The sequence below is a fragment of the Clostridium sp. CTA-7 genome, from assembly GCF_054768095.1.
On the sequence record NZ_BAAAAV010000004.1, the window covers coordinates 283,492 to 308,529 of the forward strand.

Consider the following 25,038-nt stretch of genomic DNA (forward strand, 5'->3'; position numbering starts at 1 on the left):
GTAAATTATTGTATAATGATATTAGTATAAATTTTAGAGGTGTAAAAATGAATAGATTAGAACTAAAATCAAAAGCAAAGGAACAATTAAGAGGTCGTTGGGGAGTAGCACTAATTACTGTCTTCGTAGCTAATTTAATAATTAATTCTAGTATAACCAAAGAAACCATTGACTTTTTTGGAGAATTTTCTAGCTCTGTTTCTATTTCTATTAATATAATCTCACTTCTTTTTGGTGGAGTTATATCTGTAGGACTAAGTAAATTTTTACTAAATTTCATAACTAATAATGAAGAGCCTCAGTTTAAAGATTTATTTTCAAATTTTAATATTTACTTTAAAACTCTAGGCTTATATATTTTAATGATGCTTGCAATTGGTATTGCAACTTTATTTTTGATAATTCCTGGAATTATAGTAGCTTTAATGTTTTCTCAAGCTTTTTATATTTTAGCTGAAGATCCAAGTAAAGGCATATTTGAATGCTTAGAAGAAAGTTCAAATATTATGTCAGGTCATAAATGGGATTTCTTTGTATTAGAATTATCCTTTATAGGTTGGTGGCTTTTAGCTATTCTTACCTTTGGTATAGCTGGGTTATGGATTTCTCCTTATCAAAATTTAACAGAAGCAAATTTCTATTTAAGTTTGAAAAATTACGAATAATAATTTTCTTTACTCCGTGGCATCACTTCAAGCTGTCATAAAATTATTATCCTCACTTAGAATTACTAAAAAATAAATTATAAAAACTTTATAATTTGCTAAAGAATAAAAAAACAACAGGAGTTACTAAACCTAACTCCTGTCATTTTTTTCATATATAATATAAGTAAAACTAATTATTGATAAAAGATTCTACAACATAAACTACTTTTAATTGCAGAACTCTTAATTAACAATTATTTACCCCATTGATTATCTGTAGCTGTCTTCTTATCTCTATGACCTTCAGTAACGCTACTATTTCTTTTTTCCTTATGTTTTTTATTATTTCCATTGTTCATAATAAACACCTCCTATATAATACAAATTTATTATCTGCATTTATAAAATTTTAATTCTATAAAAAATGTTCATTATATGGATTTAAATATAAAATTTAATATTAATATGTTGAGTTTGATTCTGTTCCTTCACATATTGATATTGAAGCTGAAGCACCAATTCTTGTAGCTCCATTCTCAATCATAGCTATAGCATCTGCATTACTTCTAACTCCGCCTGAAGCTTTAACTCCAAGTTCTAGTCCTACTGTTTCTCTCATAAGTTTTATATCACTAGCAGTAGCTCCTCCAGTGCTAAATCCTGTAGAAGTCTTTACAAAGTCTGCCCCAGCTTCTTTTGATAATTTACAAGCAGTTACTTTTTCTTCATCAGTTAAAAGGCAAGTTTCTATAATTACTTTTGTTAAAGCCTTTCCTTTTGCAGAATTAACAACAGCTTCTATATCCTTTTTAACATATTCTAAATTTCCTTCTTTAAGCTTTCCTATATTTATAACCATGTCAACTTCTGTTGCGCCCTTTTTAATAACATCTTCAGTTTCAAAAGCTTTTACTTCTGTTGTAGTTGCTCCTAAAGGAAATCCAATAACTGTACAAACCTTTACATCACTACCCTTTAACATAGTTGCAGCTTTTTCTACCATAGCTGGATTAATGCAAACTGATGCAAAATTATACTCTAATGCTTCATTACAAAGTTTTTCAACTTCCATTTCTGTAGCATCTGCCTTTAAGATAGTATGATCTATCATTCTTGCTAAATCTTTTTTATTCATATAAGATCTCCTCCTGTATGTTTAACTATTTTTTCTCTAGAAATTTATTATAAATGAAAAACTCTAATAATTAAAGGGATTTTAAAACAAAGAGTATTTTTTATAAATATTAATTCATTTTTAAAATAAACTAAGTTGTTCCATTGTATTTTCCTTAAATGATGATATAGTAACTCCTATTAATCTAACTCCTTTTTTTAGTTCCTCATTATTTAGTATTTCCTTGCAAGTCTTATATATATCCTCAAAATTATTTGTATAGTAACTTAATGTTTTACTTCTTGTATGATTTTGAAAATCACTTGTTTTATATTTTACTGTTATTGTTTTACCTTCTATATTTGCTCTCATAAGATATTTACTGATTTCATTAGAGAATTCCTTTAAATAAATAATTAACTCTTCTTTATCATCAGTATCTGTTTTTAAGGTTCTTTCTTTGCCATAAGATTTTCTATCTCTTTCTACTTCTACTTCTCTATTATCAATTCCACGTATTCTATCATAAATTTCTAAACCATATTTTCCAAGATACTCTATATAAAAACTTTTTGGCATTTCATATAAGTCCTTTATTAAAAATATACCTATGTTATTTAGCTTTTCAACTGACTTTTTTCCCAATCCATGTATTTTAGATATTGGAAGCGGTAGCAAAATTTCAGGTATCATTTCTTTTGTTATAACCTTAATACCATTAGGCTTATTCCAATCAGATGCTAATTTTGCTAAAAATTTATTATATGATATCCCAATTGAAATAGTTAAACCAATTTCTTTGAAAACTCTGCTTTTTATATATTTTGCAGCCTCTATTCCATTATTAAAATTACTATTAGTTATATCTAAATAAGCTTCATCTATTGAAAGAGGCTCTATAATTTGGGTAACATCTTTTAATATATTGAATACTTGATTTGAAACTTCCTTATATCGAATATATCTAGTTCTTAAGTATATTGCATGTGGACATAATTTTTGTGCTATAAAAATAGGCATTGCAGAATGTACTCCGTACTTTCTAGCTTCATATGAACAAGTAGAAACAACTCCTCGTTCACTTACTCCACCAACTATTACTGGCTTTCCTCTAAGCTTTTTATTATCTAGTTGTTCTACTGATGCAAAAAATGCATCCATATCTACATGTAAAATCAACCTTTCCATATTTACTCCCTTTAAGCTAAGGCTTCAGCAAACATCCCTTTATTTTTCGACTTTATAAAGCAATATACTCCTTGAGCTAATAGTTCATCTATATAGTTTCTTTTATCAGAAATATTTATAAATGATAATATAGATATTGCAATAATAGTTCTAAAACCTTTATCCATATAATATTCATATTCACTTTCTTCTTCACAAAGAGTATCTACTACGTCTTCAATTAAATCAATGTTTTTTCTCATATCATTATTTGATAATACTCCTAGTAAAGGTAAGAATTGTTGAGCTAACTTTATATCTCTTTTTTCTAATTGTAGCATAAATTCTATTGTTCTATACATATTTCCTGAAGAACCATTTAACATTATTGCATTAGTTAGTCCTTGAATACTATTTTTTGACTTAATATTTAAATCTGTCATATGACTATAAATAGTCTCTATAAACTCATCAATTGTACTAACATCTATGTCGTTCAATGCCCATAATGCACAAACTAAATAGTCATCTTCTCCAGTTATATTATAATATTTTTCCTTTAACAAAATATAAACTTCCTTCATTTTATATGCAATTTCATTCTTATCCTTATTATTACCATACTTAGCTATAACAAATGCTGTTAGTACTAAGTAATCACATTCATTAAATCCTTGAAATTTAAGAATATCCATAACTTCATATATATCATCTATTAGTTGATTTTCATTACCTTCTTCTAATGAAATTAATAAAGATAGAATATAAAGCATGTCCCCTCTAAAAGGTGACACCCTAGAAGAAGTTCCCTTTATATACTTTCTAATTTCTTTTACTTTTTCAAATGGAATTTCTTTTTTGTAATGAGCGAAAACTAAAGATGCAAAATGGTTAATTAAATCTCCATCATTTCTAAGATCTTTTTTTGCATTTCTATAGTTCTCAATTGTCAGATTAATTCTGTCTATGAGAAGTTTCTCCATATATAATATTCCCTCACTTTACTTTAAGCATATTAATTACTCAAGACTATTATACTATAAAAACTGTGTCAGTTTTATAACAAAATTATAACAATTTATAAAAATTAAATTAAAGGTTCTCCTTTTATCTAAAGTTTAGGTAATACATAATATGTTTAGCTAATGCTATTGTTTACTTATTTAAGGCTATTTTATAGTTATATGATACATTTATAATTTTTAGTAATAATTATGTTTATAAATAAACTAAAAAAGAAAGATTATATATCATACATTTATAAATATTTTAAGTAGCTAAAATAAAGTGAATAATATTTTTTTTATAGGCAATAATACTAATGGATACATCGATTAGTATCCTCTTAGTATTATGAAAAAAGATGGGAGACTTAATAAATCTCTCATCTTTTTATTTCTTATATAAGAAAGTATTATCCTTTATAAGCTTCTAACATAAAACCCTTTATTATATACTTCTTTATCATATTTTATCTCAATACCATTACATAACTTCTCATCTTTTTTAGCTATAACGAATTTTACATCACTAATTATAACTTCAAAATCTTCATCTGAAATAAAATCTGCATATAAATCATATGCAGGCTTTCCACAACCGATAGCTACTACCTTTACTCTTATTTGATTATAGTTGCTTTTTTCCACTTCACTTAACAATGCCTCTTTAGTTTTTTCATCAAATATTATGTTCATTTTATCCTCCTTTAGTTTTTTAATACTCATTTTAAGTTTAATTGTATATTATTCCTAAAATTAAAAATAATATAGTATATATTATACTACTATATTGTTTTCATATTTCAACTATTAGTTTTATATCACTATAAATGATATCTTCATATATTATAATAATAAATAATTTAAAGGTGATATCATGAAAAGTGATTATAAAAACTTAAATCTTAACTGCTCATTAGACTTACCTTATCCACAGATTGAAGTATGTAAAAAAAATATAGATTATGCTAACTTAATTAAAGTTAATTATTGTGGTATGGTTTCAGAATTAACAGCAGTAGCTCAATATACTTACCATGAATTAATAACTGATGATTATGTTAAAAACACTTTAAGAGGAATTGTAATTGTTGAAATGCATCATTTAGAAATCATTGGAGAGCTAATTTCTGCACTTGGTGGTAATCCTACTTTTTCTATAAAGAAGAAAGGTAAAGACTTTCATTGGAATTCAAAATTTATAAATACAGATAACTCACTAAAAAAACTACTTATATCAGATATTTCTATGGAAAAAGAATCTATAAAACAATATAGAAAAACTGCTAGTGTAGTAAAAGATGAAAACATAATTGCCATAATTAATAGAATAATATTAGATGAGGAGCATCACATAAACCTTTTAAATAGGTTGTATGAAAGAGAGTTAGGTAATTAATTTAACTTTTTGTTTAATTAATAATGGAATTATGTTATAATGACCTTGTTATTATAATTATTTGATTATTACAATATTTCTTAAATATAAAGGAGTTTTAAGTATGGGTTTCAAAGATAAGATGAGTAAATATTTTACAGATGCATATATGGAAAAATACGGTGATAGAATGACCAGTACTGCTGGTACTGTTTTATCTGTAAAAATTGAAGAAAAAAACATATTAGGTATTATGAGAAAATTAACTATTAATATTTTAATAAAGCCAGATATGGGTAAAGGTGTAGTTAAAACTCAATATAAAGCTAAAAAATGGTTTAAAAAGCCAACTTTTATTGAAGTTAAACAAGGTCATAAAGTAATAATTATGGGAATTGAAGGTGAAAAAGGTAAGGCTGATTCAGAAGTTATTACTATTTCAAATATAGCTAACTTAACTACTAAGAAAGACTTACAACCATTCGATCACAGTCAAATAAAGAAAGCAAGGCAGCAAGCTACAAGAATGAGAACAAGATAATAAAAACAGCCTATACAGGCTGTTTTTGTTTTACATTAATTTAATATAATAATCTATTATTTAATTAAAAACTACAAGTTCTGTTTCTTCTATAGCTTTATTTACTAATTCATCTATATTTAATACTGACTCTGATTGTCTTATCAAATCAACTCTTGGTTTTGTTTTAGGATGTTTTGGAACAAATATAGTACAACAATCTTCATAAGGTAATATTGAAGTTTCATATGTTCCAATTTCTCTAGCTATATCCATTATATCTGTTTTATCCATAGCTATTAAAGGTCTAAATACTGGTCTGTCGGCGCAATCATTACTTACCATTAATCCTTCCATAGTTTGGCTTGCAACTTGACCTATACTTTCTCCTGATGCTACTGATTGAATTCCATATTTTTCTGAAAGTGAGCAAGCAACTCTCATCATAAATCTTCTCATTATTATAGTTAATTCATCTTCTCTACATCCGTTTATTATTGCCATTTGTATTTCTGTAAATGGTACTATATGCAAGTTTACTCTTTCTGTATATGTTGAAAGTATCTTTGCTAAATCTTTAACCTTATCTTTAGCTCTTTCTGATGTATAAGGATGACTATGATAATAAACACAATGTAGCTCAACACCTCTCCTAGCCATTAGATATCCTGCAACTGGTGAGTCTATACCTCCCGACAACATAAGCATAGTACTACCATTTATTCCATATGGTAAACCTCCAGCCCCTTTAATTTTATCTTTAGTTGTATATATGTATGCATTTTCTCTAATTTCTATATTTACTAAACACTCTGGATTTTTAACCTTAACTTCTAATCCATTCATATGATAAACTACATATGCACCAACTTCTTTAGAGGTTTCTAATGAGTTTTTAGGAAATAATTTATTTGCTCTATTTGTCTCGATTTTAAAGTTTTTTGGATTTGCTTCTTTAACTTTTCTTAGTGCTTCTTCCTTAATTGCTTCCATATCCCTTGGAACTTCTGTTACTATACAAACTTCTGAAACCCCAAAAACTTTTCTTACTCTTTCTGCAGCTTCTTCTATATCATCAGCTTTAATAAAGTATCTTCCCTGATCTGATATTAAGCTATATTCTATTCCCTTTAGTTTTTTCTTTATATTATCTCTAAGCTTTTTTTCAAATTTATTTCTATTTAAACCCTTTAAAAAAATTTCTGATGCATATTTAACTAATATCAATTTATTCATTTTTTGACTCTCCTTAAAAATGTTAATGAGCTTTTTAGAACTTCTATAACTTTATCAACTTCTTCTTTAGTATTAAACTTTGAAAATGAAAATCTGATAGCACTTTCTATTTCTTTATTGCTTAATCCTAAAGCTTTTATTACATAACTTCCTGCTACTACACTACTTTTTGATGTACAAGCAGAACCAGTAGCTACAAAAATATCTCTATCCTCTAATAAATGAAGTAACACTTCAGCTCTTACTCCAATAAAAGAAACATTTAATATATATGGTGTAAAATCACATCTTAGTGGACTATTTATTCTTATATTATCTATTTCTTCTAGTCTTTTTATCATATATTCTTTTAAACTATTTACGTAATTATAGCTTTCATTTTTCTGATTTGATGTTATTTCTGCTGCCTTATGTAAACCTACTATAGCTGGAACATTTTGAGTTCCACCTCTAACTCCCCCTTCTTGACTTCCACCACTTATAAGAGAATTTAAAACTATTCCTTTTTTAATATAACAAAATCCAATTCCCTTTGGTCCATGAATCTTATGAGAAGCTACAGATAACATGTCTATATTCATTTTTTTAACATCTATATCTAGTTTTCCATAAGATTGAACTGCGTCAACATGAAATCTTGCTCTAGAGCTTTTCTCTTTTATTATTTTTCCTATTGCTTCTATATCCTGTATAGATCCAATTTCATTATTTACATGCATTATAGAAATTAATACAGTATCTTTAGATATAGCCTCACCTAACTCCTCTATATCTATTTTCCCATCTTTATCTACTTCTAAATATGTAACCTTAACACCATTTTTTTCAAGTTCCTTATAGGCCATTAAAACTGAATGATGCTCAAAAATTGTAGTAATAACATGATGCCCTGTTTTAACTAAACCTTTAATTATTAAGTTGTTTGCTTCACTTCCACCTGAAGTAAAGTATATTTCTTCCTTAGATGCATTTATGCTTTTACCTAAAAATTCTCTTGCTTCTGTAAGTCTTTTTTCAGACTTTATTCCTATCTTATGGAGAGAAGATGGATTACCGAAGTATTCCTCCATTGCATTTGAAACTTCATCTATAACTTCTTTGTAAGGTTTTGTTGTTGAACTATTATCAAAATAAATATCCAAGCATTATCCCTCCTTTATTATCATATTACTCTATTTTAGCATTTCCTAAACTTAAAATTTCTAACTATCATAAAAATACCTATATAAAATATATTCTTAAATCATAATAGTAAGATTAATTCAGTATAAATTAAAATCCCTCTATCTTTTTACCATATTTAAACTTACTATATCAAATTTCTAAAAATAAATAAAGGTTTAATTTATTAATATGATTTTGCTCATGATCTAGTAAAAAAGATTATCTCTTTAAATATATAGTTATATCTAGAGATAATCTTCTATTTTACTTATTATCACTCTTCATCTTTCTATACTCTATAATAAGTATAATTGTTGTTATTAAAATCACTGTAAATATTGACCAAAGTATTTCTAACAAAGGCTAATCTCTCCTAAAATATTTATATAATATATTTTATAAATATTATTAAGAAATATTACCAAACTATAATCTTATAAAAATAAAAGAAAGAATAATTTAAAATTATTCTTCCTTTTTAAAAGATTAAAACCTCTAAAGAAACTTAAATCATAATTAAATTATTCCATGGCTACAAACTCTACCTTTTCTACATCTTTTAAAGTAGCTAAATATTCAAGTAAAGTTTTTAGATCCCCACTAAGTGATGATATATCAATTGTTAAGCTTAAATTAGCTCTTTTATTCATAGGTATTCCTTGGTTTATTGTTATTATGCTACCGCCTTCTTCAGAAATATAATTTAATATTCCTGAAAGCACCCCCTTGTTGTCTTTTATCATCATATTAATAGTTACCTTTTTTCCTTGCTCAGTTTCTACAAGTGCAAAAACTGAGTCCTTATATTTATAATAAACACTTCTACTAATATTTACAGTTTTAGCTGCTTCAGTAATATCCTTAACCTTACCTTCTTCTAATAGCCTTTTTGCATCTACTACTTTTTCATAGACCTCTGGCAAAACTCTTTTATCTACAACTAGAAAATTTCCCTTCATAGTACCACCTTCAAATAGAATAACCTTCAATTATTTATAAGAAACTTTTTTATTTTGTAACTTATTATGTTTATTATAAACTAAATTATATTATTTGATAAGTGAACTTTTTTAAATATATATTTATTATTTTTTTGATTTTATAAATAAATACACACTATTTATTAAGAAGATTATTCCTGAGTAGAATAGCACAATTCCCCATTGCTCAATCTTTAATGGTACAGTATTAAATACATCTGCTAAAAATGGAATATATAATATTGAACATACCATTAGCATTGAGACAGCTACAGCTCCAACTAAATAAGGATTACTAAATACCTTAATTTCAAAAATTGAATGTCTTTCTGATCTACATTCAAAAACATGCAGTAATTGTGACATAACAAGAGTTATTAAAGCTAATGTCCTACATGTAGCTAAATCCATTCCATACAATCTTCCTGTCATAAATGAAAGTAAAGTACAAATTCCAATTAAACATCCTCTTACTACAATCTTTGACCATAATCCTCTTGCAAAAATACCTTCACCTTTTTCTCTTGGTTGTTGCATCATTATATCTCTATCTGGAGGATCTACTCCAAGAGCAATTGCTGGTAAACCATCTGTCGCTAAGTTAACAAATAGTATTTGTATTGGAGTAAGCGGATTAGGTAAGTAAAATAATGATGCTAAAAACATTGTTAATACTTCACCCAAATTACAAGACAATAAATATCTTATAAACTTTCTTATATTATCATATATTACTCTTCCCTCTTCTACAGCTGATACTATAGTTGCAAAATTATCATCCATTAATACCATCGATGCCGCCTCTTTTGTTACATCTGTTCCTGATATTCCCATAGCAATTCCTATATCAGCTTCTTTTATTGCAGGAGCATCATTTACACCATCTCCAGTCATTGCAACTATATTATTTTGCTTTTTAAAGGCTTTTACAATTCTAAGCTTATGATGTGGAGATACTCTCGCAAAAACTCTTACATTTTTTACTTTTTTCATAAGATCTTCATCACTAGTTTTCTCAATTTCTTCACCAGTCATTGCTTGATCATCTGTATTACATATATTTATAGATTTAGCAATTGCTAAAGCTGTATTTTTATGGTCTCCTGTTATCATTACAGGTTGTATTCCCGCAAGTTTGCACTTTAACACAGCATCTCTTACTTCTACTCTTGGTGGGTCGATACTTCCTGCAACACCTAAAAATATTAAATCTTTTTCTAAACCTTCACTCTTTACTAAATTATTTTCCTTATATGCTGCAGCTATGCATCTTAAGGCTCTATTTGACATTGATTCAATATATGATGCTACTTGCCTCTTCTTTTGAGCAGTTAATGGTTTTATAGTTCCATTTTCTAATATGTGAGTACATCTTTCTATAACTCTTTCTGGAGCTCCCTTCATATAACAAACTTCCTTTGTTCCTTCCCTAACTATAACACTCATCATTTTTCTAGAAGAATCAAATGGAATTTCATAAACTCTTTGTGCATTAGACACAAATGCTTTAAGTAAGTTTGTATCTTTAAAAAATGCTTTTATTAATGCAGTTTCAGTAGGATCTCCATATAAAGCTTTTTCTATGTTTTTAATATTAAAATCATAATTACAGTCATTACAGTAAACTAATGCTTTCATTATATTTGAATGATTGCTTAGTTCCTCTTTATCAACATCGTATATCTTTCCGTTCATATATATTTCTTTAACTGTCATTTTATTCTGAGTTAATGTTCCTGTTTTATCTGAGCATATAACAGATGTACACCCTAAGGTTTCTACTGCTGGAAGCTTTCTCACTAATGCATTTTTCTTTAACATTCTAGATACACCCAATGCTAAAGCAACAGTTACTATAGCAGCTAAACCTTCTGGTATTGCTGCGACAGCTAATGAGACTCCAAGTAAAAACATTTCTGTTATTTCATTACCTCTAAGTATTCCAAGAACAGTTACTACAGCACATATAACTAAGCATAGTGCCACCAGTATTTTTCCTAGTGAATCTAATCTTTCTCTTAACGGAGATTTTTCTTCTTCGATATTATCTAAAAGATTTGCTATTTTCCCCATTTCTGTATTCATTCCAATACCATCAACAAGAAAAACACCTCTACCCTTTAAAACTGTAGTTCCCATAAATCCTTGGTTTTTCCCTTTTTTAGAATCTTTAGATACTCCTACTGATTCTCCAGTTAAAAGTGACTCATCTATCATTACACCTGAAGCTTCAATAAATGTACCGTCTGCTGGAATTCTGTCTCCAGCTTCTAAAATTACTAAATCACCCAATGTAACTTCTATTGAGTTTAATACCTTTAAAACTCCATCCCTAATTACTTTACATGTTGGGGCTGCAAGTTCCTTTAATGCCTCTAATGACTTTTCTGTTCTATATTCCTGTACAAAGCCCATTATTGCATTTACAATTACTATTATAAGTATTGTTATCGCATCTGCTTTATCTCCCATTAAACCAGATATTATAGTTGCAGCTATTAATACCCAAACAATAAAATCATTAAATTGAGATAAAAAAATTATGATAGGTGATGTTTTTTTCTTGTGGGATAATTCATTTAACCCATAAGTGCTCTTCCTTTTCTCTGCTTCCTTTGTAGATAGACCCCTTGATATTTCTCTTTCCTGTATCACTGGTTGTCCTCCTTAAAATAGTTTCTATATATTATATTTAGTAAATTAAAAGATATGATTTTTTTTACTATTTCATATTTAATATATTTTTATTAATATTTATTCTACAAATTTTTCATTACTTACTTAATAATATAGTTTAATATACAAATTTCTACATATACTTTAATTAGATAGCTTTACAAATCGGTAATATAAATATAGAATATGTATATATAATTATTAACTAAGGAGGGTCATAATTTGAAAGACGTAATTTATGTAACTGGACATAAGAATCCAGATTCTGATTCAATATGTGCAGCTTTTTCATATGCTGAATTTAAAAATAAGACAGGCAATATGCCTGCAATACCAGTAAGACTTGGAAATGTAAGTCAAGAAACTCAATATATTCTTGATTATTTTGGAGTTGAGGCTCCTAGACTGTTAAAAACTGTAAAATTAAAAATTGAAGATTTAGAATTTGATAAGATAACTCCTGTTTCACCAGAGATATCTTTAAAAACAGCTTGGAATATAATGAAGGATAGAAATATAAAAACACTTCCAGTAGCTGATGAAAATGAACATTTACTTGGAGTTTTAGCTATTTCTAACTTAACTTCTTGCTATATGGATATATGGGATAATAGAATTTTAGCAAAAAGTAGCACTTCTCTTGAAAATATAATAGATACTTTATCAGCAAAGGAAATTTATGTTGATACTGCAAGAAAAAATTTCCCTGGTAAAATAGTTGTTACAGCTATGCAACCTGATAGCATGAAAGACCATATAGAAGAAGGAGATATTGCTATAGTTGGAGATAGAGAAGAGGTTCAAAATGCCTTACTTGATCTTAAGATATCACTTATGATAATTACAGGGTCTCATGCACCAAGTACTGCTATAATTGAAAAAGCTAGAGAAGCTAACATAAGTATTATTACAACTCCACATGATTCATTCACTGCATCAAGACTTATAATTCAAAGTATTCCTGTTGGATACGTAATGATTAAAGATAATTTAGTTACTTTCTCAACTGACGAATTAGTTGAAGATGTAAAGAAAGTTATGATAGATACTAGATATAGAAGCTATCCTGTTATTGGAGTAAATGGTAAAGTTCTTGGTGCAGTATCAAGATATCATTTAATCTCTAATTATAAAAAGAAAATTATTCAAGTTGATCATAATGAAAGAAGTCAATCTGTTGATGGACTTGAAGAAGCTGAAATTCTAGAAATTATAGATCACCACAGAGTAGCTGATATCCAAACTAGCGGTCCATTATATTTTAGAAGTGAACCTATTGGAAGTACTTCTACTATAGTTGGTAAATGTTTCTTTGAAAATGGAATAAGACCTTCAAGACAAGCTGCTGGGCTTTTATGTGGTGCAATAATTTCAGATACTCTTTTATTTAGAAGTCCAACTTGCACTGCTCAAGATAAAAATATTTGCTTAAAGCTAGCAGAGATAGCTGGAATAAATGTAGAAGAATTCGCTAAAGAAATGTTTAAAGCTGGAACTTCATTAAAAGGAAAGACAGTAGAGCAAATCTTTAATCAAGACTTCAAACCATTTACAATTGAGGATACAAGAGTTGGTGTAGCTCAAGTAAATACAATGGATATTGAAGGATTTATGCCACTTAAAGATGAAATGCTAGCTTATATGAACACTAAGGCAAAAGAAGCTAAATTAGATATGGTACTGTTACTACTTACAGACATACTTAACGAAGGCTCACAAATACTAGTTGCTGGAGATAAACCAGAAATAGTTGAAAAAGCATTTAAAGTTACACTAAAAGATAGTACTGCTTTCTTAGATGGAGTACTTTCAAGAAAGAAACAAGTAGTTCCACCAATAACAGCAGCTGTAACATCAAAGTAATTTTAAATTTCACTTGAGATTGTTATGTAGTTTCTAAAATAAAAAGGCTGAGAAAATCTCGGCCTTTTTCATTTTATAGTAAAAATTAAGAGCTAAATATTCTAAACTTAACTCTTAATTCTTCACTATTAATTAGCTATTATTAGTTTTGTTTTATTTTGCTCTCATATTATTAAGCATTCCCCACATTTCATCTGCAGTTCTAACACCTCTTGAGCTTAATTCAAATGCTCTTTGTGTTACTATCATATCTGCAAATTCAGTGGCTACGTCAACATTTGAACCCTCTAATGCCCCTTGATATATGTCAAAATCTGCAGTTCTTTGAACCTGAACTCCTGGTGATGGAGTAAAAAGGTTATCTCCTATTGATAAAAATGCTCTATCTCCTACTGCCGTATATACTGGAATTTCTGCAACTTGTACAAAATTACCTTTATCCTTTATGTAAACTTGTCCCTTTTTATCTACAAGAAAATTGTTTTTATTAAAAACAACATTATTCTCTGAATAACCATTTAGATAATTAAGATTTAGTTTATTACCCCTATTATCTACTAGTCTTCCTCTAGCGTCTATTGCCAAAGCTCCATCTCTTGTATATGCTTCTTCTCCATTTGGTGAAATTATTTTAAAATATCCATTTCCATCTATAGATAAATCCGTACTTATTGAAGTTTGTTGAAGCATTCCTTGAGAGTTATCTCTAAACCACTCTGAAGTTCTTGTACCTGTTCCTATAACAGAAGTTTTGTCATTAAGTGGAACACCATTTCTATCTAAAGATTCTGTTAATAAATCTTTAAACCCAACTTCCATCTTCTTATACCCCATAGTAGTTGAGTTGGCTAAATTATTAGATATAGCATCTAATTTATCCTGATTTGCATTCATTCCTGATTTACTAGTCCATAAGGTTCTTAGCATAAGTTTTCCTCCTACTATCTAACTACTCCGATTTCATTTGCAGCTTTACCTAAAGTTTCATCAATTGTTTGAACAACTTTTTGATTAGTTTCAAAACTTCTCATAGTAGTTATCATATTTACCATTTCATTTGAAATATTTATATTTGATCCTTCTAATGCTCCTTGTGTTACCCAAACCTGCGCATTGTATATAGGGTTCTCTCCCTTATAATAGTTATCCCCTACTTTTTTTAGTTGTCCATAATCTTCAAAATCAGCTGTCGCTAATGTATGTGTTGCTCTATTTCCTATATATAAGTTGTTATTTTTATCTAAAACAAATTTATCTCCACCTATAAATATTGGCTCTAGTGCGCCTGTATTTTTATTTGATCCAAGCACTCTATCTCCATTGCTATTTATAAGGTATCCATCATTTCCAACTTTAAAGTTTCCATCTCTTGTATATAAAACTTCATTTCCATTATTAGTTTGTCTTTGTATAGCAAAAAAGCCTCTTCCCTCTATCGCAAAATCTGTTGGCTTATCTGTACTTTTAATAATCCCTTGAGTAAAAGCTGTGTCTACGCTATCTATTTTTGATCCTAAACTTAAGGTTCCAATTCTTTGAGTTACATTTTTACCATTAACTATTTTATCTCTATTTTGAATCATCACGTCATCAAAACTCTTTATTGATAAGTTGTCACCTTTAAATCCAGTTGTATTTGCATTTGTTATATTATTTGTTACATTAGCCTGTCTATTTTCCAATGATATTAACCCTGATACAGCTGTATATAGACTTCTAATCATTATTCTCATCCCCTTTAAATAGTACTTTACATTCACTGTCATAATGCATTCCAAGGCCTCTAGCCTTTTCTTCTATTTTGCTATTTGAAATTTCTTTATTGTAACTATAACCAAACATAAATATTGAAGTTAATACCATTCCTATCCCTATTCCCATAAGAATTTTTTTATCAGTTAAGAAATCTAATATTATACCTAGTTTTTTAATAAACTTTTTATTAATAATACTTCCCCCTTGCCTATGGATAGTTCTTCACATATTTTATCATCAGTTAACCCATTTTCTAAAAGCTTTTTAACTTTTTCTAGCTTATTATTTTCAAGGTTAACTTTATTCGAAAAATTTATTTCTGATATTACCTCTTCATTTATACTCTTATCTGAACTTTCTTCTGTATAGTTTTCAATATTACTTCTATTATCGTCCATTAATGTACTATTCTTAATATCATTGATAGATATTTTTAATTCCTCTATTTCTTTTTGTAAGTCTAATATTGTTTCTGCTAAATCTTTTCTTATCGAAATTATTTCCAAGTCATAATCTCTATTATTATTTACTTCTTCTCTTTTCAATATTTTTTCAAAAGATTTATCTTCTTTTTTTATAGCTTTAATATTTAAAATTATAAGTATAATTCCTATTAGTATTATTAATATAGGAAGCATTTTATCCTCCCCTTCTATATATGTTTCAATTAAGAATCTTAATACATTTATATTTTTATAAAACTAAATCCTTACTAATTATATTTACATATACTTCTAAAGTTAAAACCTTATATATAATTTACTTTTTGCATTATTCCTCTTAAATTTCTTATTGCTCTACTATGTAATTGACAAACTCTAGATTCCGATACCTCTAGGATTTGTCCTATTTCTTTTAGGGTTAATTTTTCATAATAATATAAGTTTAAAATAAGCTTATCTTTCTCCTTTAATTTTTCTATTGCTTCTGATAGTATTTCTATCTTTTCTTTATATTCCAATGATTCTTCTGGAGAAATAGTATTTTTATCTTCTAAAGTTTCCATAATTGTAACATCATCATCATCGGAATAAATTATAGATTCCAATGACATTACTGACATATAATTTATATAATTTTCTACTTGAGCAACTTCTTGAACTGATATATTTAATTCTTTTGCAATCTCTTGTAAGCTTGGCTCTCTCATATACCTATTTTGCAACTTCTCTACAGATTCATTATATTTAGCAAGCTTATCCATCGCACCTTTTGATATAGGTCTATTTTTTCTAATTTCATCAATCATTGCACCTTTTATTCTTAAGGTTGCATAGGATGAAAACTTCATTCCCTTGCTTGAATCATATCTACTAATTGCATCTAAAAGCCCAACAATTCCATAACTCACTAAATCTTCGTATTCTAAATACTTAGTTTTGCCAAGCATAACTCTAGAAGCCAAATATTTAACTAATGGTATATACTTTTCGACTACTTGCTCTTTATGAATTATAGGGCTTTGACATTCCATACTAATAACCTCCTCTAAATAAGTTCTCTTTGCTTTCTCATTATTGTAAATACAGTTCTTATTATTTTTTCTCTAGTTGTATTATCTATATCATAAAATTTTATACCACATATATACCTTTTATCATCTGTCTTATCAGCTCTTACTACCTTGCCTCTTACAACTATTTTTTGATTTTCATAAATTAAGTTTGCAACTATAATATCTTCAGCCTTTATTTCTTCCTTTATTTTAATTCTCATACCTCCACCACTTAAGTCTAGTAATAGAGCATGTTCATATTTTTCTTCCCCTTTAATTTCTTCTTTTAAATCCTCTTCTCTTATATAGTTAATTACTTGTACAACATTAACCCTTACATAATCCCTTCTTTGAATTCTTGTTATATCATAAGGTTTACTTAATCTATAAAAAGGAATATTTTTTTCTGTAGTTCTTCCTATAACTTTACTTTTATATCCAAAAAGATTACCCTTATTATCATAATAAATTTGTTCTATTACGTCTCCATCTTTTAAGGTTAAATAAACTCCATCTGTTACTGGAATAGTTATTAAGACCTCGTTATCCGTTATATCTTGAATTGTAGATTTATACATATTCTCTTCCCATAGAACATCAATTCTAAAATTTATACCCAATTCTAACTTTGCCATGATTAACCCCCTAAGAAAAAATATTAAAGAATTTTTTAAATAACCCTTGAGCTCCTATCCCTACAGATTGTTTTTTTTCTCCCATAATTTTCTCTGCTATATTTTTAATACATTTAGCTGCATCACAATTAGGATATCCTATTACAAATGGATTTTGCTCCCTTACAGCCATAATCAACTTCCTATCTTCATATATAATACCTAAATGATTGACATCTAAGGATAAAAATCTATTTACTGCTGTTTTAAATTTAAAAAAAGTTTGATCTCCCTCTTTTTTATCTAAAGCTTTATTTACTACTATATTAGCATTATTTTTTATTTTAAAGTGATCCACAGCCTTTAATAAGCTATATCCATCTGTTAATGAAGTCGGTTCTGGAGTTGTTACTAATATTAAATCATCTGAGCATGCAATAAAAGCTAAAACACTTCTACTTATTCCCGCTCCTGTATCTATAAAAATATAATCAAAGCCTTCTAACATTTCAATTTTTTTTAGGAATAAGTCCCTTTGATTTTGCTGAAGATCCTCTATATTATTAAGCCCACTTCCTCCTGGTAGAAGCTTTACCCCTTCTGGTCCATCAACTATTATATCTTCTATTGTTAGCTTTCCATTCATTAAATCTAAAACACTGTTTTTAGGATATATCCCCATCAATACATCATCATTTCCCATGCCTATATCTGCATCAAATATTAAAACTTTTTTCCCTAATTTTACTAATGTAATTGCTAAATTTACTACAAAGTTACTTTTACCAACTCCACCCTTGCCAGATGTTATAGTTATTATTCTTGCTTTTCTTTTAGAACTTTCTAGGAGTTCACCTTTTGCTAGTCTTCTTAAGCTTTCTGCTTGATCTAACATATAGTTTCCTCCCCTAGAATAAGCTTTTGTATTTCATCATTAGAAGGTATTTTTATGTCATCGGGAACATTTTGTCCAGTTGTAATATATGCTATAGGTTTTCTTGATCTTTTTACTATATTATATATACCTCCATAGGAGCTTGTTTCATCTAACTTTGTTATTACTAATTTTTCATAACAAAGCTCACTATAACCATTTAAGATTGTTATTATATCTCTATTTTTTGTAGTTCCACTTATAACTAACATTATGTGATCTGCATTAACCTTTTGAGTAAAAGCCCTAAGCTCAGATATTTGCATCGTATTTTTACTACTTCTACCTGTTGTATCTATTAAAACTACATCACAATCCTCTAGCTCTTTAACTGCATTTTCCATCTCTTTTAATGTTATAACTACCTTAAATGGAATATTCATAATTTCAGCATAAGTTTTTAGCTGTTCTACAGCTCCTATTCTATAGGTATCTATAGTTATTAATCCAACCTTCTTCTTTTCTATTAAAGCTAACCTTCCAGCAAGCTTTGCTATAGTTGTTGTTTTTCCTACTCCTGTTGGCCCAACTAAAACTACCTTACCATTTAAATTTTCATGGCAAATATTAATTTCCTTATCTAATAACATAGTAAAATATTTTTTAAACTCTTCTATATTATTATAATCTTTACTTAATAATTCTTTTATCAAATCATCATCAATATCTATATTTTTTAGATATTCTTCTATTTCATTTTCTTCTTCTTCCTTATTAGTATTTTTAATAACTTTATTTAATAATTCTTTTATTTCTTTAACTTCATTTTGCATATTCTTATCATTATTGTTTAAATAATTATTCTTATCAACAATGATAGCTTCTTCTTTATTTATTTTTTTATCTTTTTCACCAATTATTTTTTTTATACTATCTAAGGATTCTTTAAAATCTATTTCAGTTTCTTTTTCTTGAGTAAAATTATTCTTTTTACCTATTTTATTATTTTCTAAAGCTGCTGTGACTTCAATTAGTTTTGGTTTAAAGTATCCTTTAACACCTGGTTCTTTTACTTTTCTTTGACTTATTATAATTGCATCCTTACCTAGTTCATATCTTATTCTAGTTAAAGCTTCATTCATATTTTTAACTAAGTACTTTTTTATTACCATTATAATGATACAACTCCTTCAGTTCTTATTTCTACATCATTTGGAATCTCATTTAATGATATAACCATTATATGTGGAAATACCATTTCTATAAGCTTCCTAAATACTGGTCTTATATTTGGTGAAACCAGTATAACTGGTTGATTATTATAGAAATAAACCCTATCCATAGTATCCCTTATACAGTCAAGTATTCTTGTAGTTGTATCTGGATCTACTGCTGGGAATGAACCTTGCATTGACTTTTGTGTATTAGCTGCTATTATCTCTTCTATTTGTGGAGATAAAGTAACTACAGTTATACTTCTATCTTCATCTATTATCTGATTGCAAATAGTTCTAGCTAAAGAAAATCTAACATATTCAGTTAATAGTTCTAAATCCTTTGTAAGTCTTGAATTATCAGCTAAGGATTCCATTATTGTAACCATATCCTTTATTGGAACTTTTTCTCTTAACAAATTTTGTAATACCTTTTGAAGTTCACCTATAGTCATAAGATCTGGTATAAGTTCATCTACAACAGTACTATATTTTTCTTTTGTATTATCAACAATTAATTGAACCTCTTGTCTTCCAAGTAATTCGTAAGAATGTGCCTTTATTGTTTCAGTTAAATGTGTAACCATAACAGTTGTTGGATCTACCACTGTTAGACCTTTTATTTCAGCTTCTTCTCTTTGATCTTTATTTATCCAAACTGCTGGTAAATTAAAAGTTGGCTCAATAGTTCTTATACCTGCAATTTGTGAATTCTCTCCTGATGGATCCATACAAAGAAGCATATTTGCCATAAGCTCAGAAGATGCAATTACAGTTCCTCTAATTTTAATAACATATTCATTAGTTTTTAACTGAAGATTATCTCTAATTCTTATAGGTTGAACAACTACTCCCATTTCTATTGCGCATTGTCTTCTAACAGATGCAATTCTTTGAAGTAAATCTCCACCTGTTGATTCATCTGCTAATGGAATTAATCCATAACCAATTTCAACTTCCATAGGTTCTACAGAAATTAAAGACATTACATTTTCAGGCTCTTTTCTTTCCATTTCAGTATATTCTTCTTCAACCTTAGCTAATTCTGCTTCCTCATTTCTTTGCTCTTCTTTAAATAAAAGATATGAGGCTACACCACTAGCTACTGATGCTAATAAAAATGGAAGCATTGGCATTCCTGGAATTAAAGCCAAGAAAAACATTACAGCTGAAACTATTCCTAAAGCAACTGGGAAAGTCGTAAGCTGATTAGTAAATGTTTTACCAAAATTATCAGATGATCCTGATCTTGTTACTAGTATACCTGATGCTGTAGAAATTAATAATGCTGGCACTTGGCTAACTAGTCCATCACCTATAGTTAATCTTGTATAAAGCTCTCCTGCTTGGGCTAAAGACATATTTTTTTGCATTACTCCTATTACAATACCTGCAATTATATTAATTATAGTTATTATTATTCCTGCTATTGCATCTCCTTTTACGAACTTAGATGCCCCGTCCATTGCTCCATAAAAGTCTGCTTCTGATTGTAAATCTTGTCTTCTTTTTCTAGCTGTTGTTTCATCTATAACACCTGCATTTAAATCTGCATCAATACTCATTTGCTTACCTGGCATAGCATCTAGTGTAAATCTTGCTGACACTTCTGAAACTCTACCAGCACCATTAGTAATTACTACAAATTGTACAATTACTATAATTAAAAATATTATAATTCCAACTACATAATTTCCACCTATAACAAACTCTCCAAAAGCTTGTATTATACTTCCTGCATCTCCTTCTGTTAAGATAAGTCTTGTTGATGAAATATTAAGACCTAATCTAAAAAGAGTTGTAACAAGTAGTAATGTTGGGAATACAGATAATTGTAATACATTAGTCGTAAACATTGTAATCATTATAATTACAGCTGACAATGTAATATTAAATGCTAGTAAAATATCTAATAACAACGGTGGAAGAGGTATTATCATCATAAGTACAATACCCAATACACCAAAGGCCACCAATACATCTGTATTTTTCTTTAAATTTATTTTATTATCTAAAAGCAACCTCATCCCATCCTTTATTGTCTAGTACGTCTTTTTTTCTTATCTAGCTTATAAACCATAGCTAAAATTTCTGCTACAGCTTGATACATATCTTGAGGAATTTCTTTATCTATTTCTACTGCATCATAAATCATTCTTGCTAAAGGTTTGTTTTCTATTATAGGTACCTTAGACTCTATAGCCTTTTCTTTAATTTTCATCGCTATAGTATCTGCCCCTTTAGCTACAACCTTAGGTGCCTCCGTTTTACCTTCCTCATATTTAATTGCCACAGCTAAGTGAGTAGGGTTAGTTATTACTACTGTAGCATCTCCAACTGATTCCATCATTCTTCTTTGAGACATTTCTCTTTGTTTTTGTTTTATTTTTGATTTAATTTGAGGATCTCCCTCCATTTGTTTATATTCTTCCTTAATTTCCTGCTTAGTCATCTTAAGCTCTTTGTTATGAAACATAAATTGCACAAAATAATCTATAGCAGCTAGTGCCACTAACAGTATACATATTTTTATAAATATTCCTAATATTAAAGACTTAACTTCAACTCCTAGAGTAGGAAGATATAAATTTCCTATCTGCATTATTTTATTGAAATTATCTTTTATGTATGAATAAGCTATAAAGATAACTATAGTTATTAATATCAAGTTTTTTATTAATTCAACTAACGCTTTTTTAGAAAACATATTTTTAAATCCATTAATAGGATTTAACTTTCCAAATGAAGGTTTAATAGCATCTTTTACTATTAAAAATCCTGATTGCATTAAACTTGCTGCAACTCCAGCTATCATTATTGGCATAATAACAGGAATTATAACCATTGCTATTTTACTTACTACAAGAGTGTTTATACCCTTTAAACTATTTTCTGTTATCTCAATAGAGGACATATCTCCAAGAAAATATATTATATTTCCCTTTAATGATGATACAATAAATCCACTTGCTATCATAATAACTAATATTGTAGCTATCATAGTTAATGCTAGTCCTACATCTTTACTTCTAGCAATTTGTCCCTTTTTTCTTGCATCACTTTTTTTCTTTGGAGTAGCTTCTTCTGTTTTTTCATCAGCTCCTATTAAAAATACAAGTGGAAAAGCTGTCATTATCTTTCTAAATATCTCTGGCAAATATGTTATGCTACTAATAAATAGCTTTATTATAATAGGTAATGATATTGATATAGCAATTATACCTACCAGCATTTTAACTGGCATTCCAAGTATCATTACATTTATTTGAGGTACTGCCCTAGATACAAGACCCATACAAAGGTCTGTCAATATTATTATCAATACTATTGGTATTGCAATTTTCAATCCTATTATAAAATAATTGGCTATTACTTCTATAAGAACCATCATTGTATCTGGATAAAGTATGCCTTTACCCATTGGTAAAATTATAAAACTTTCAATAAGCGATTTAATAAGCATATGATGCCCGTCTACTATAAAGAAAATTACTAATGCTACATAATGAAGTAAATTACCACTTATAGTTGTGCTTGTTTTGCTATTTGGATCTATTGTATTAACCATACTTAATCCTATATGTACATCTATTAAACTTCCTGCCATAAGTACTACCTCAAAGGCTATGTTAGAAATCAATCCAAGCACTAATCCAGTGGTAACTTCTGAAATCATATAAATAATTAAATAATAATTACTGGTAATTGAATTTATATTTGAGTAATCTATTCCTCCAAGTAAGGCAAAGGAAAAAATTAGTGAAAACATAGCTTTTAATATTTTTGGTGTTCCATTTGGAAAAAATACATTTGTTATAACAAAAAAAGATGTAACTCTTAAAAATATAAAAAACAGAGCTAAAAAGTAGGTTGTATCTACCATACTTCACCTACCCCCTAAGTAGATATTTTAATAATAAGCTCAAATATTCTTTCTGTAAAAGCTACTATGGTATGCAGCATAAAACTTGATAAAATAAGTCCTGTAGCTGCTACTCCCATAAGCTTTGGAACAAAAGTTAAAGTTTGTTCTTGAATTTGAGTAGTTGCTTGAAATATACTTATTATTAATCCAATTAAAATTGATACTATTAATATAGGACCTGCTATCTTTAATGCTGTATATAATGCATCTTTTACAATTCCTATAATTAAATTTTCACTCATATTCTATCACCTATCCTCCAAAGCTCATGATTAAAGATTTCACCATTAAGTACCACCCATCTACCATTACAAATAATAACAGTTTAAAAGGTAAGGCTACCATTACAGGTGGAATCATAAACATCCCCATTGACATAAGTACACTTGCAACTACCATATCTATTATTAAGAATGGTAAGAATAATAAAAATCCTATTTGAAAGGCTGTCTTAAGCTCACTTATTGCAAAGGCTGGTATAACAACAGTCAATGGTACATTATCTTTTGTTATTTCTTCTGTGTTTAATTTTGATGTTTCAACAAATAGCTCTAAATCCTTTTGCCTTGTTTGATTAAGCATAAATTCCCTTAATGGCTTACTTGCAGCCTCCATAGCTTCCTCTTGATTTATTTTATTTTCCATAAAGGGCTTAAAGGCATTGTTATTTATCTCTGAATATACTGGTTGCATTATAAATATAGTTAAAAATAATGCTAGTCCAATAAGTATTTGATTTGGAATTGATTGTTGTGCTCCTAAAGCATTTTTTAAAAATGAAAATACTACTATTATTCTTGTAAAAGATGTCATCATTATTATTATTGATGGTAACAATGTTAAAATAGTTAGTACTATTAATAATTTTATATTATCAACATAATTTTGAGGAGAAGTAGATTCACCACCTACTGAAATGTTGACATCTGGTACATTTATAGGCTCAGCACTTACAGCTTTATCAAAGGTAAATATTAAAGCTAATGCAATCAACATCATAAACAAATATTTTTTCTTTTTACTCATACAAATCTTCCTTTTAGTTATATTTATTCCTAAGTTTATTTATTTTACTTTTTAAACCTTTTATAGCTACTTCATATTGCTGATTAACTTCTTCTTTTTGTCTTTTCTTCTCCTCTTCTATAAGTAATATATCCTCTTCTGATATTTCATCTAACTTTTCAGTTTTATTAGTAGATGAACTCATTATATATCCTTTTTTTCCAACTTTTAATACTAATATTGAAGTTTCTTTTGATATTTGTGTTCTTTCTAAAACCTTTATATACTTTCCTTCATTAGCATTGTAAAATTTATTTCCACCTATTTTAAAGAGTAAATACATAAGACCAAATACTACTATTAATGCAAATATTAACTTAAATATTAAATCCATATTTAATCTACTTCCT

At 28.1% G+C, this 25,038-nt stretch carries 25 protein-coding genes; 4 read left to right on the plus strand and 21 right to left on the minus strand.

All coding sequences use genetic code 11. The annotated features are described in order from the left end of the window. The first annotated feature begins 47 nt into the window (after positions 1 to 47). Positions 48 to 665, plus strand: a complete 618-nt coding sequence (locus ACYUEX_RS10140; protein ID WP_460287963.1) for a DUF975 family protein — start codon at positions 48 to 50, stop codon at positions 663 to 665. 442 nt (positions 666 to 1,107) lie between these two features. Here ACYUEX_RS10140 and deoC read toward each other — a convergent pair whose 3' ends face one another. From deoC to ACYUEX_RS10160, 4 genes are all read right to left on the minus strand, one after another. Then, on the minus strand, positions 1,108 to 1,782 hold the full coding sequence (gene deoC / locus ACYUEX_RS10145; RefSeq protein WP_460287965.1) for a deoxyribose-phosphate aldolase: 675 nt from the start codon (positions 1,780 to 1,782) through the stop codon (positions 1,108 to 1,110). 120 nt (positions 1,783 to 1,902) lie between these two features. Next, entirely contained in the window at positions 1,903 to 2,949 is a 1,047-nt protein-coding gene (locus tag ACYUEX_RS10150) for a DNA polymerase IV (protein WP_411170373.1), read from the minus strand. A gap of 11 nt (positions 2,950 to 2,960) precedes the next feature. After that, positions 2,961 to 3,911 carry a DUF4003 family protein gene (locus ACYUEX_RS10155; protein ID WP_411170372.1) on the minus strand — a complete coding sequence of 317 codons (951 nt, stop codon included), beginning with the start codon at positions 3,909 to 3,911 and terminating at the stop codon, positions 2,961 to 2,963. 438 nt (positions 3,912 to 4,349) lie between these two features. Continuing rightward, positions 4,350 to 4,625 carry a hypothetical protein gene (locus tag ACYUEX_RS10160; RefSeq protein ID WP_411170371.1) on the minus strand — a complete coding sequence of 92 codons (276 nt, stop codon included), beginning with the start codon at positions 4,623 to 4,625 and terminating at the stop codon, positions 4,350 to 4,352. Between the two features lie 181 nt (positions 4,626 to 4,806). On the opposite strand from ACYUEX_RS10160, the gene ACYUEX_RS10165 reads away from it, so the two are divergent. Both ACYUEX_RS10165 and ACYUEX_RS10170 read left to right on the plus strand, forming a co-directional pair. Next, positions 4,807 to 5,328 (plus strand): ferritin-like domain-containing protein, encoded by a 522-nt coding sequence (locus ACYUEX_RS10165; protein ID WP_411170370.1) that lies wholly within the window; start codon positions 4,807 to 4,809, stop codon positions 5,326 to 5,328. A 103-nt stretch (positions 5,329 to 5,431) separates the two neighbouring features. After that, a complete protein-coding gene (locus ACYUEX_RS10170; RefSeq protein ID WP_411170369.1) occupies positions 5,432 to 5,848 on the plus strand; it encodes a hypothetical protein in 417 nt (138 codons plus the stop codon). 60 nt (positions 5,849 to 5,908) lie between these two features. Here ACYUEX_RS10170 and thiI read toward each other — a convergent pair whose 3' ends face one another. The 4 genes from thiI to ACYUEX_RS10190 form a co-directional block, all read right to left on the minus strand. Beyond that, complete coding sequence (gene thiI / locus ACYUEX_RS10175; protein ID WP_411170368.1) at positions 5,909 to 7,063, minus strand: tRNA uracil 4-sulfurtransferase ThiI; 1,155 nt, start codon at positions 7,061 to 7,063, stop codon at positions 5,909 to 5,911. Next, the gene (locus ACYUEX_RS10180) at positions 7,060 to 8,205 is read right to left on the minus strand and encodes a cysteine desulfurase family protein (protein ID WP_411170367.1); all 1,146 of its coding nucleotides are present in this window, start codon (positions 8,203 to 8,205) and stop codon (positions 7,060 to 7,062) included. The genes thiI and ACYUEX_RS10180 overlap by 4 nt, the downstream gene beginning before the upstream one ends. Before the next feature lie 543 nt (positions 8,206 to 8,748). Beyond that, positions 8,749 to 9,186: an ACT domain-containing protein gene (locus ACYUEX_RS10185; RefSeq protein ID WP_411170366.1), complete on the minus strand. Its 438-nt coding sequence runs from the start codon at positions 9,184 to 9,186 to the stop codon at positions 8,749 to 8,751. Positions 9,187 to 9,312: 126 nt separating this feature from the next. Beyond that, positions 9,313 to 11,862 (minus strand): calcium-translocating P-type ATPase, SERCA-type, encoded by a 2,550-nt coding sequence (locus ACYUEX_RS10190; RefSeq protein WP_411170365.1) that lies wholly within the window; start codon positions 11,860 to 11,862, stop codon positions 9,313 to 9,315. 243 nt (positions 11,863 to 12,105) lie between these two features. On the opposite strand from ACYUEX_RS10190, the gene ACYUEX_RS10195 reads away from it, so the two are divergent. Beyond that, positions 12,106 to 13,746: a putative manganese-dependent inorganic diphosphatase gene (locus ACYUEX_RS10195; RefSeq protein ID WP_460287969.1), complete on the plus strand. Its 1,641-nt coding sequence runs from the start codon at positions 12,106 to 12,108 to the stop codon at positions 13,744 to 13,746. Positions 13,747 to 13,899: 153 nt separating this feature from the next. On the opposite strand, the gene ACYUEX_RS10200 is transcribed toward ACYUEX_RS10195, so the two are convergent. The 13 genes from ACYUEX_RS10200 to ACYUEX_RS10260 all read right to left on the minus strand — a co-directional run bounded on the left by ACYUEX_RS10200 (position 13,900) and on the right by ACYUEX_RS10260 (position 25,022). Further along, positions 13,900 to 14,673, minus strand: coding sequence for a flagellar hook-basal body complex protein (locus ACYUEX_RS10200; protein WP_460287971.1), 774 nt, complete (start codon positions 14,671 to 14,673; stop codon positions 13,900 to 13,902). Positions 14,674 to 14,687: 14 nt separating this feature from the next. Continuing rightward, positions 14,688 to 15,470: a flagellar hook-basal body complex protein gene (locus ACYUEX_RS10205; protein WP_460287972.1), complete on the minus strand. Its 783-nt coding sequence runs from the start codon at positions 15,468 to 15,470 to the stop codon at positions 14,688 to 14,690. Beyond that, positions 15,463 to 15,627 carry a hypothetical protein gene (locus ACYUEX_RS10210; RefSeq protein ID WP_411170361.1) on the minus strand — a complete coding sequence of 55 codons (165 nt, stop codon included), beginning with the start codon at positions 15,625 to 15,627 and terminating at the stop codon, positions 15,463 to 15,465. Before ACYUEX_RS10210 ends, ACYUEX_RS10205 begins: the two co-directional genes overlap by 8 nt. A gap of 38 nt (positions 15,628 to 15,665) precedes the next feature. After that, complete coding sequence (locus ACYUEX_RS10215; protein ID WP_411170360.1) at positions 15,666 to 16,139, minus strand: hypothetical protein; 474 nt, start codon at positions 16,137 to 16,139, stop codon at positions 15,666 to 15,668. Between the two features lie 110 nt (positions 16,140 to 16,249). Then, positions 16,250 to 16,975, minus strand: coding sequence for a FliA/WhiG family RNA polymerase sigma factor (locus ACYUEX_RS10220; RefSeq protein WP_411170359.1), 726 nt, complete (start codon positions 16,973 to 16,975; stop codon positions 16,250 to 16,252). Between the two features lie 14 nt (positions 16,976 to 16,989). Beyond that, positions 16,990 to 17,631: a flagellar brake protein gene (locus tag ACYUEX_RS10225; RefSeq protein ID WP_460287975.1), complete on the minus strand. Its 642-nt coding sequence runs from the start codon at positions 17,629 to 17,631 to the stop codon at positions 16,990 to 16,992. Between the two features lie 10 nt (positions 17,632 to 17,641). Further along, positions 17,642 to 18,505 carry a MinD/ParA family protein gene (locus tag ACYUEX_RS10230; RefSeq protein ID WP_460287978.1) on the minus strand — a complete coding sequence of 288 codons (864 nt, stop codon included), beginning with the start codon at positions 18,503 to 18,505 and terminating at the stop codon, positions 17,642 to 17,644. Beyond that, on the minus strand, positions 18,499 to 19,656 hold the full coding sequence (gene flhF / locus ACYUEX_RS10235; protein WP_460287981.1) for a flagellar biosynthesis protein FlhF: 1,158 nt from the start codon (positions 19,654 to 19,656) through the stop codon (positions 18,499 to 18,501). The genes ACYUEX_RS10230 and flhF overlap by 7 nt, the downstream gene beginning before the upstream one ends. Further along, positions 19,656 to 21,719 carry a flagellar biosynthesis protein FlhA gene (gene flhA / locus ACYUEX_RS10240; protein ID WP_460287984.1) on the minus strand — a complete coding sequence of 688 codons (2,064 nt, stop codon included), beginning with the start codon at positions 21,717 to 21,719 and terminating at the stop codon, positions 19,656 to 19,658. The genes flhF and flhA overlap by 1 nt, the downstream gene beginning before the upstream one ends. A 14-nt stretch (positions 21,720 to 21,733) precedes the next feature. Continuing rightward, on the minus strand, positions 21,734 to 23,581 hold the full coding sequence (locus ACYUEX_RS10245) for a fused FliR family export protein/FlhB family type III secretion system protein (protein WP_460287986.1): 1,848 nt from the start codon (positions 23,579 to 23,581) through the stop codon (positions 21,734 to 21,736). A gap of 14 nt (positions 23,582 to 23,595) precedes the next feature. Next, the gene (fliQ, locus tag ACYUEX_RS10250; RefSeq protein ID WP_460287988.1) at positions 23,596 to 23,865 is read right to left on the minus strand and encodes a flagellar biosynthesis protein FliQ; all 270 of its coding nucleotides are present in this window, start codon (positions 23,863 to 23,865) and stop codon (positions 23,596 to 23,598) included. A 10-nt stretch (positions 23,866 to 23,875) separates the two neighbouring features. Next, the gene (fliP, locus tag ACYUEX_RS10255; protein ID WP_460287990.1) at positions 23,876 to 24,649 is read right to left on the minus strand and encodes a flagellar type III secretion system pore protein FliP; all 774 of its coding nucleotides are present in this window, start codon (positions 24,647 to 24,649) and stop codon (positions 23,876 to 23,878) included. 13 nt (positions 24,650 to 24,662) lie between these two features. Continuing rightward, a complete protein-coding gene (locus tag ACYUEX_RS10260; protein WP_460287991.1) occupies positions 24,663 to 25,022 on the minus strand; it encodes a flagellar biosynthetic protein FliO in 360 nt (119 codons plus the stop codon). Positions 25,023 to 25,038 lie beyond the last annotated feature (16 nt).

Excerpts from the sequence above, each read along its gene's own strand:
- ACYUEX_RS10200 (WP_460287971.1), bottom strand. The coding sequence starts at position 14,673 with ATGCTAAGAACCTTATGGACTAGTAAATCAGGAATGAATGCAAATCAG.
- fliP (WP_460287990.1), bottom strand. The coding sequence starts at position 24,649 with ATGAGTAAAAAGAAAAAATATTTGTTTATGATGTTGATTGCATTAGCT.
- ACYUEX_RS10220 (WP_411170359.1), bottom strand. The coding sequence starts at position 16,975 with ATGGAATGTCAAAGCCCTATAATTCATAAAGAGCAAGTAGTCGAAAAG.
- fliQ (WP_460287988.1), bottom strand. The coding sequence starts at position 23,865 with ATGAGTGAAAATTTAATTATAGGAATTGTAAAAGATGCATTATATACA.
- ACYUEX_RS10225 (WP_460287975.1), bottom strand. The coding sequence starts at position 17,631 with ATGGCAAAGTTAGAATTGGGTATAAATTTTAGAATTGATGTTCTATGG.
- ACYUEX_RS10185 (WP_411170366.1), bottom strand. The coding sequence starts at position 9,186 with ATGAAGGGAAATTTTCTAGTTGTAGATAAAAGAGTTTTGCCAGAGGTC.
- ACYUEX_RS10170 (WP_411170369.1), top strand. The coding sequence starts at position 5,432 with ATGGGTTTCAAAGATAAGATGAGTAAATATTTTACAGATGCATATATG.
- ACYUEX_RS10160 (WP_411170371.1), bottom strand. The coding sequence starts at position 4,625 with ATGAACATAATATTTGATGAAAAAACTAAAGAGGCATTGTTAAGTGAA.
- ACYUEX_RS10205 (WP_460287972.1), bottom strand. The coding sequence starts at position 15,470 with ATGATTAGAAGTCTATATACAGCTGTATCAGGGTTAATATCATTGGAA.
- ACYUEX_RS10165 (WP_411170370.1), top strand. The coding sequence starts at position 4,807 with ATGAAAAGTGATTATAAAAACTTAAATCTTAACTGCTCATTAGACTTA.
- ACYUEX_RS10215 (WP_411170360.1), bottom strand. The coding sequence starts at position 16,139 with ATGCTTCCTATATTAATAATACTAATAGGAATTATACTTATAATTTTA.
- ACYUEX_RS10260 (WP_460287991.1), bottom strand. The coding sequence starts at position 25,022 with ATGGATTTAATATTTAAGTTAATATTTGCATTAATAGTAGTATTTGGT.
- thiI (WP_411170368.1), bottom strand. The coding sequence starts at position 7,063 with ATGAATAAATTGATATTAGTTAAATATGCATCAGAAATTTTTTTAAAG.
- deoC (WP_460287965.1), bottom strand. The coding sequence starts at position 1,782 with ATGAATAAAAAAGATTTAGCAAGAATGATAGATCATACTATCTTAAAG.
- ACYUEX_RS10140 (WP_460287963.1), top strand. The coding sequence starts at position 48 with ATGAATAGATTAGAACTAAAATCAAAAGCAAAGGAACAATTAAGAGGT.
- ACYUEX_RS10150 (WP_411170373.1), bottom strand. The coding sequence starts at position 2,949 with ATGGAAAGGTTGATTTTACATGTAGATATGGATGCATTTTTTGCATCA.
- ACYUEX_RS10230 (WP_460287978.1), bottom strand. The coding sequence starts at position 18,505 with ATGTTAGATCAAGCAGAAAGCTTAAGAAGACTAGCAAAAGGTGAACTC.
- ACYUEX_RS10210 (WP_411170361.1), bottom strand. The coding sequence starts at position 15,627 with ATGGGAATAGGGATAGGAATGGTATTAACTTCAATATTTATGTTTGGT.
- ACYUEX_RS10245 (WP_460287986.1), bottom strand. The coding sequence starts at position 23,581 with ATGGTAGATACAACCTACTTTTTAGCTCTGTTTTTTATATTTTTAAGA.
- ACYUEX_RS10155 (WP_411170372.1), bottom strand. The coding sequence starts at position 3,911 with ATGGAGAAACTTCTCATAGACAGAATTAATCTGACAATTGAGAACTAT.
- flhF (WP_460287981.1), bottom strand. The coding sequence starts at position 19,656 with ATGGTAATAAAAAAGTACTTAGTTAAAAATATGAATGAAGCTTTAACT.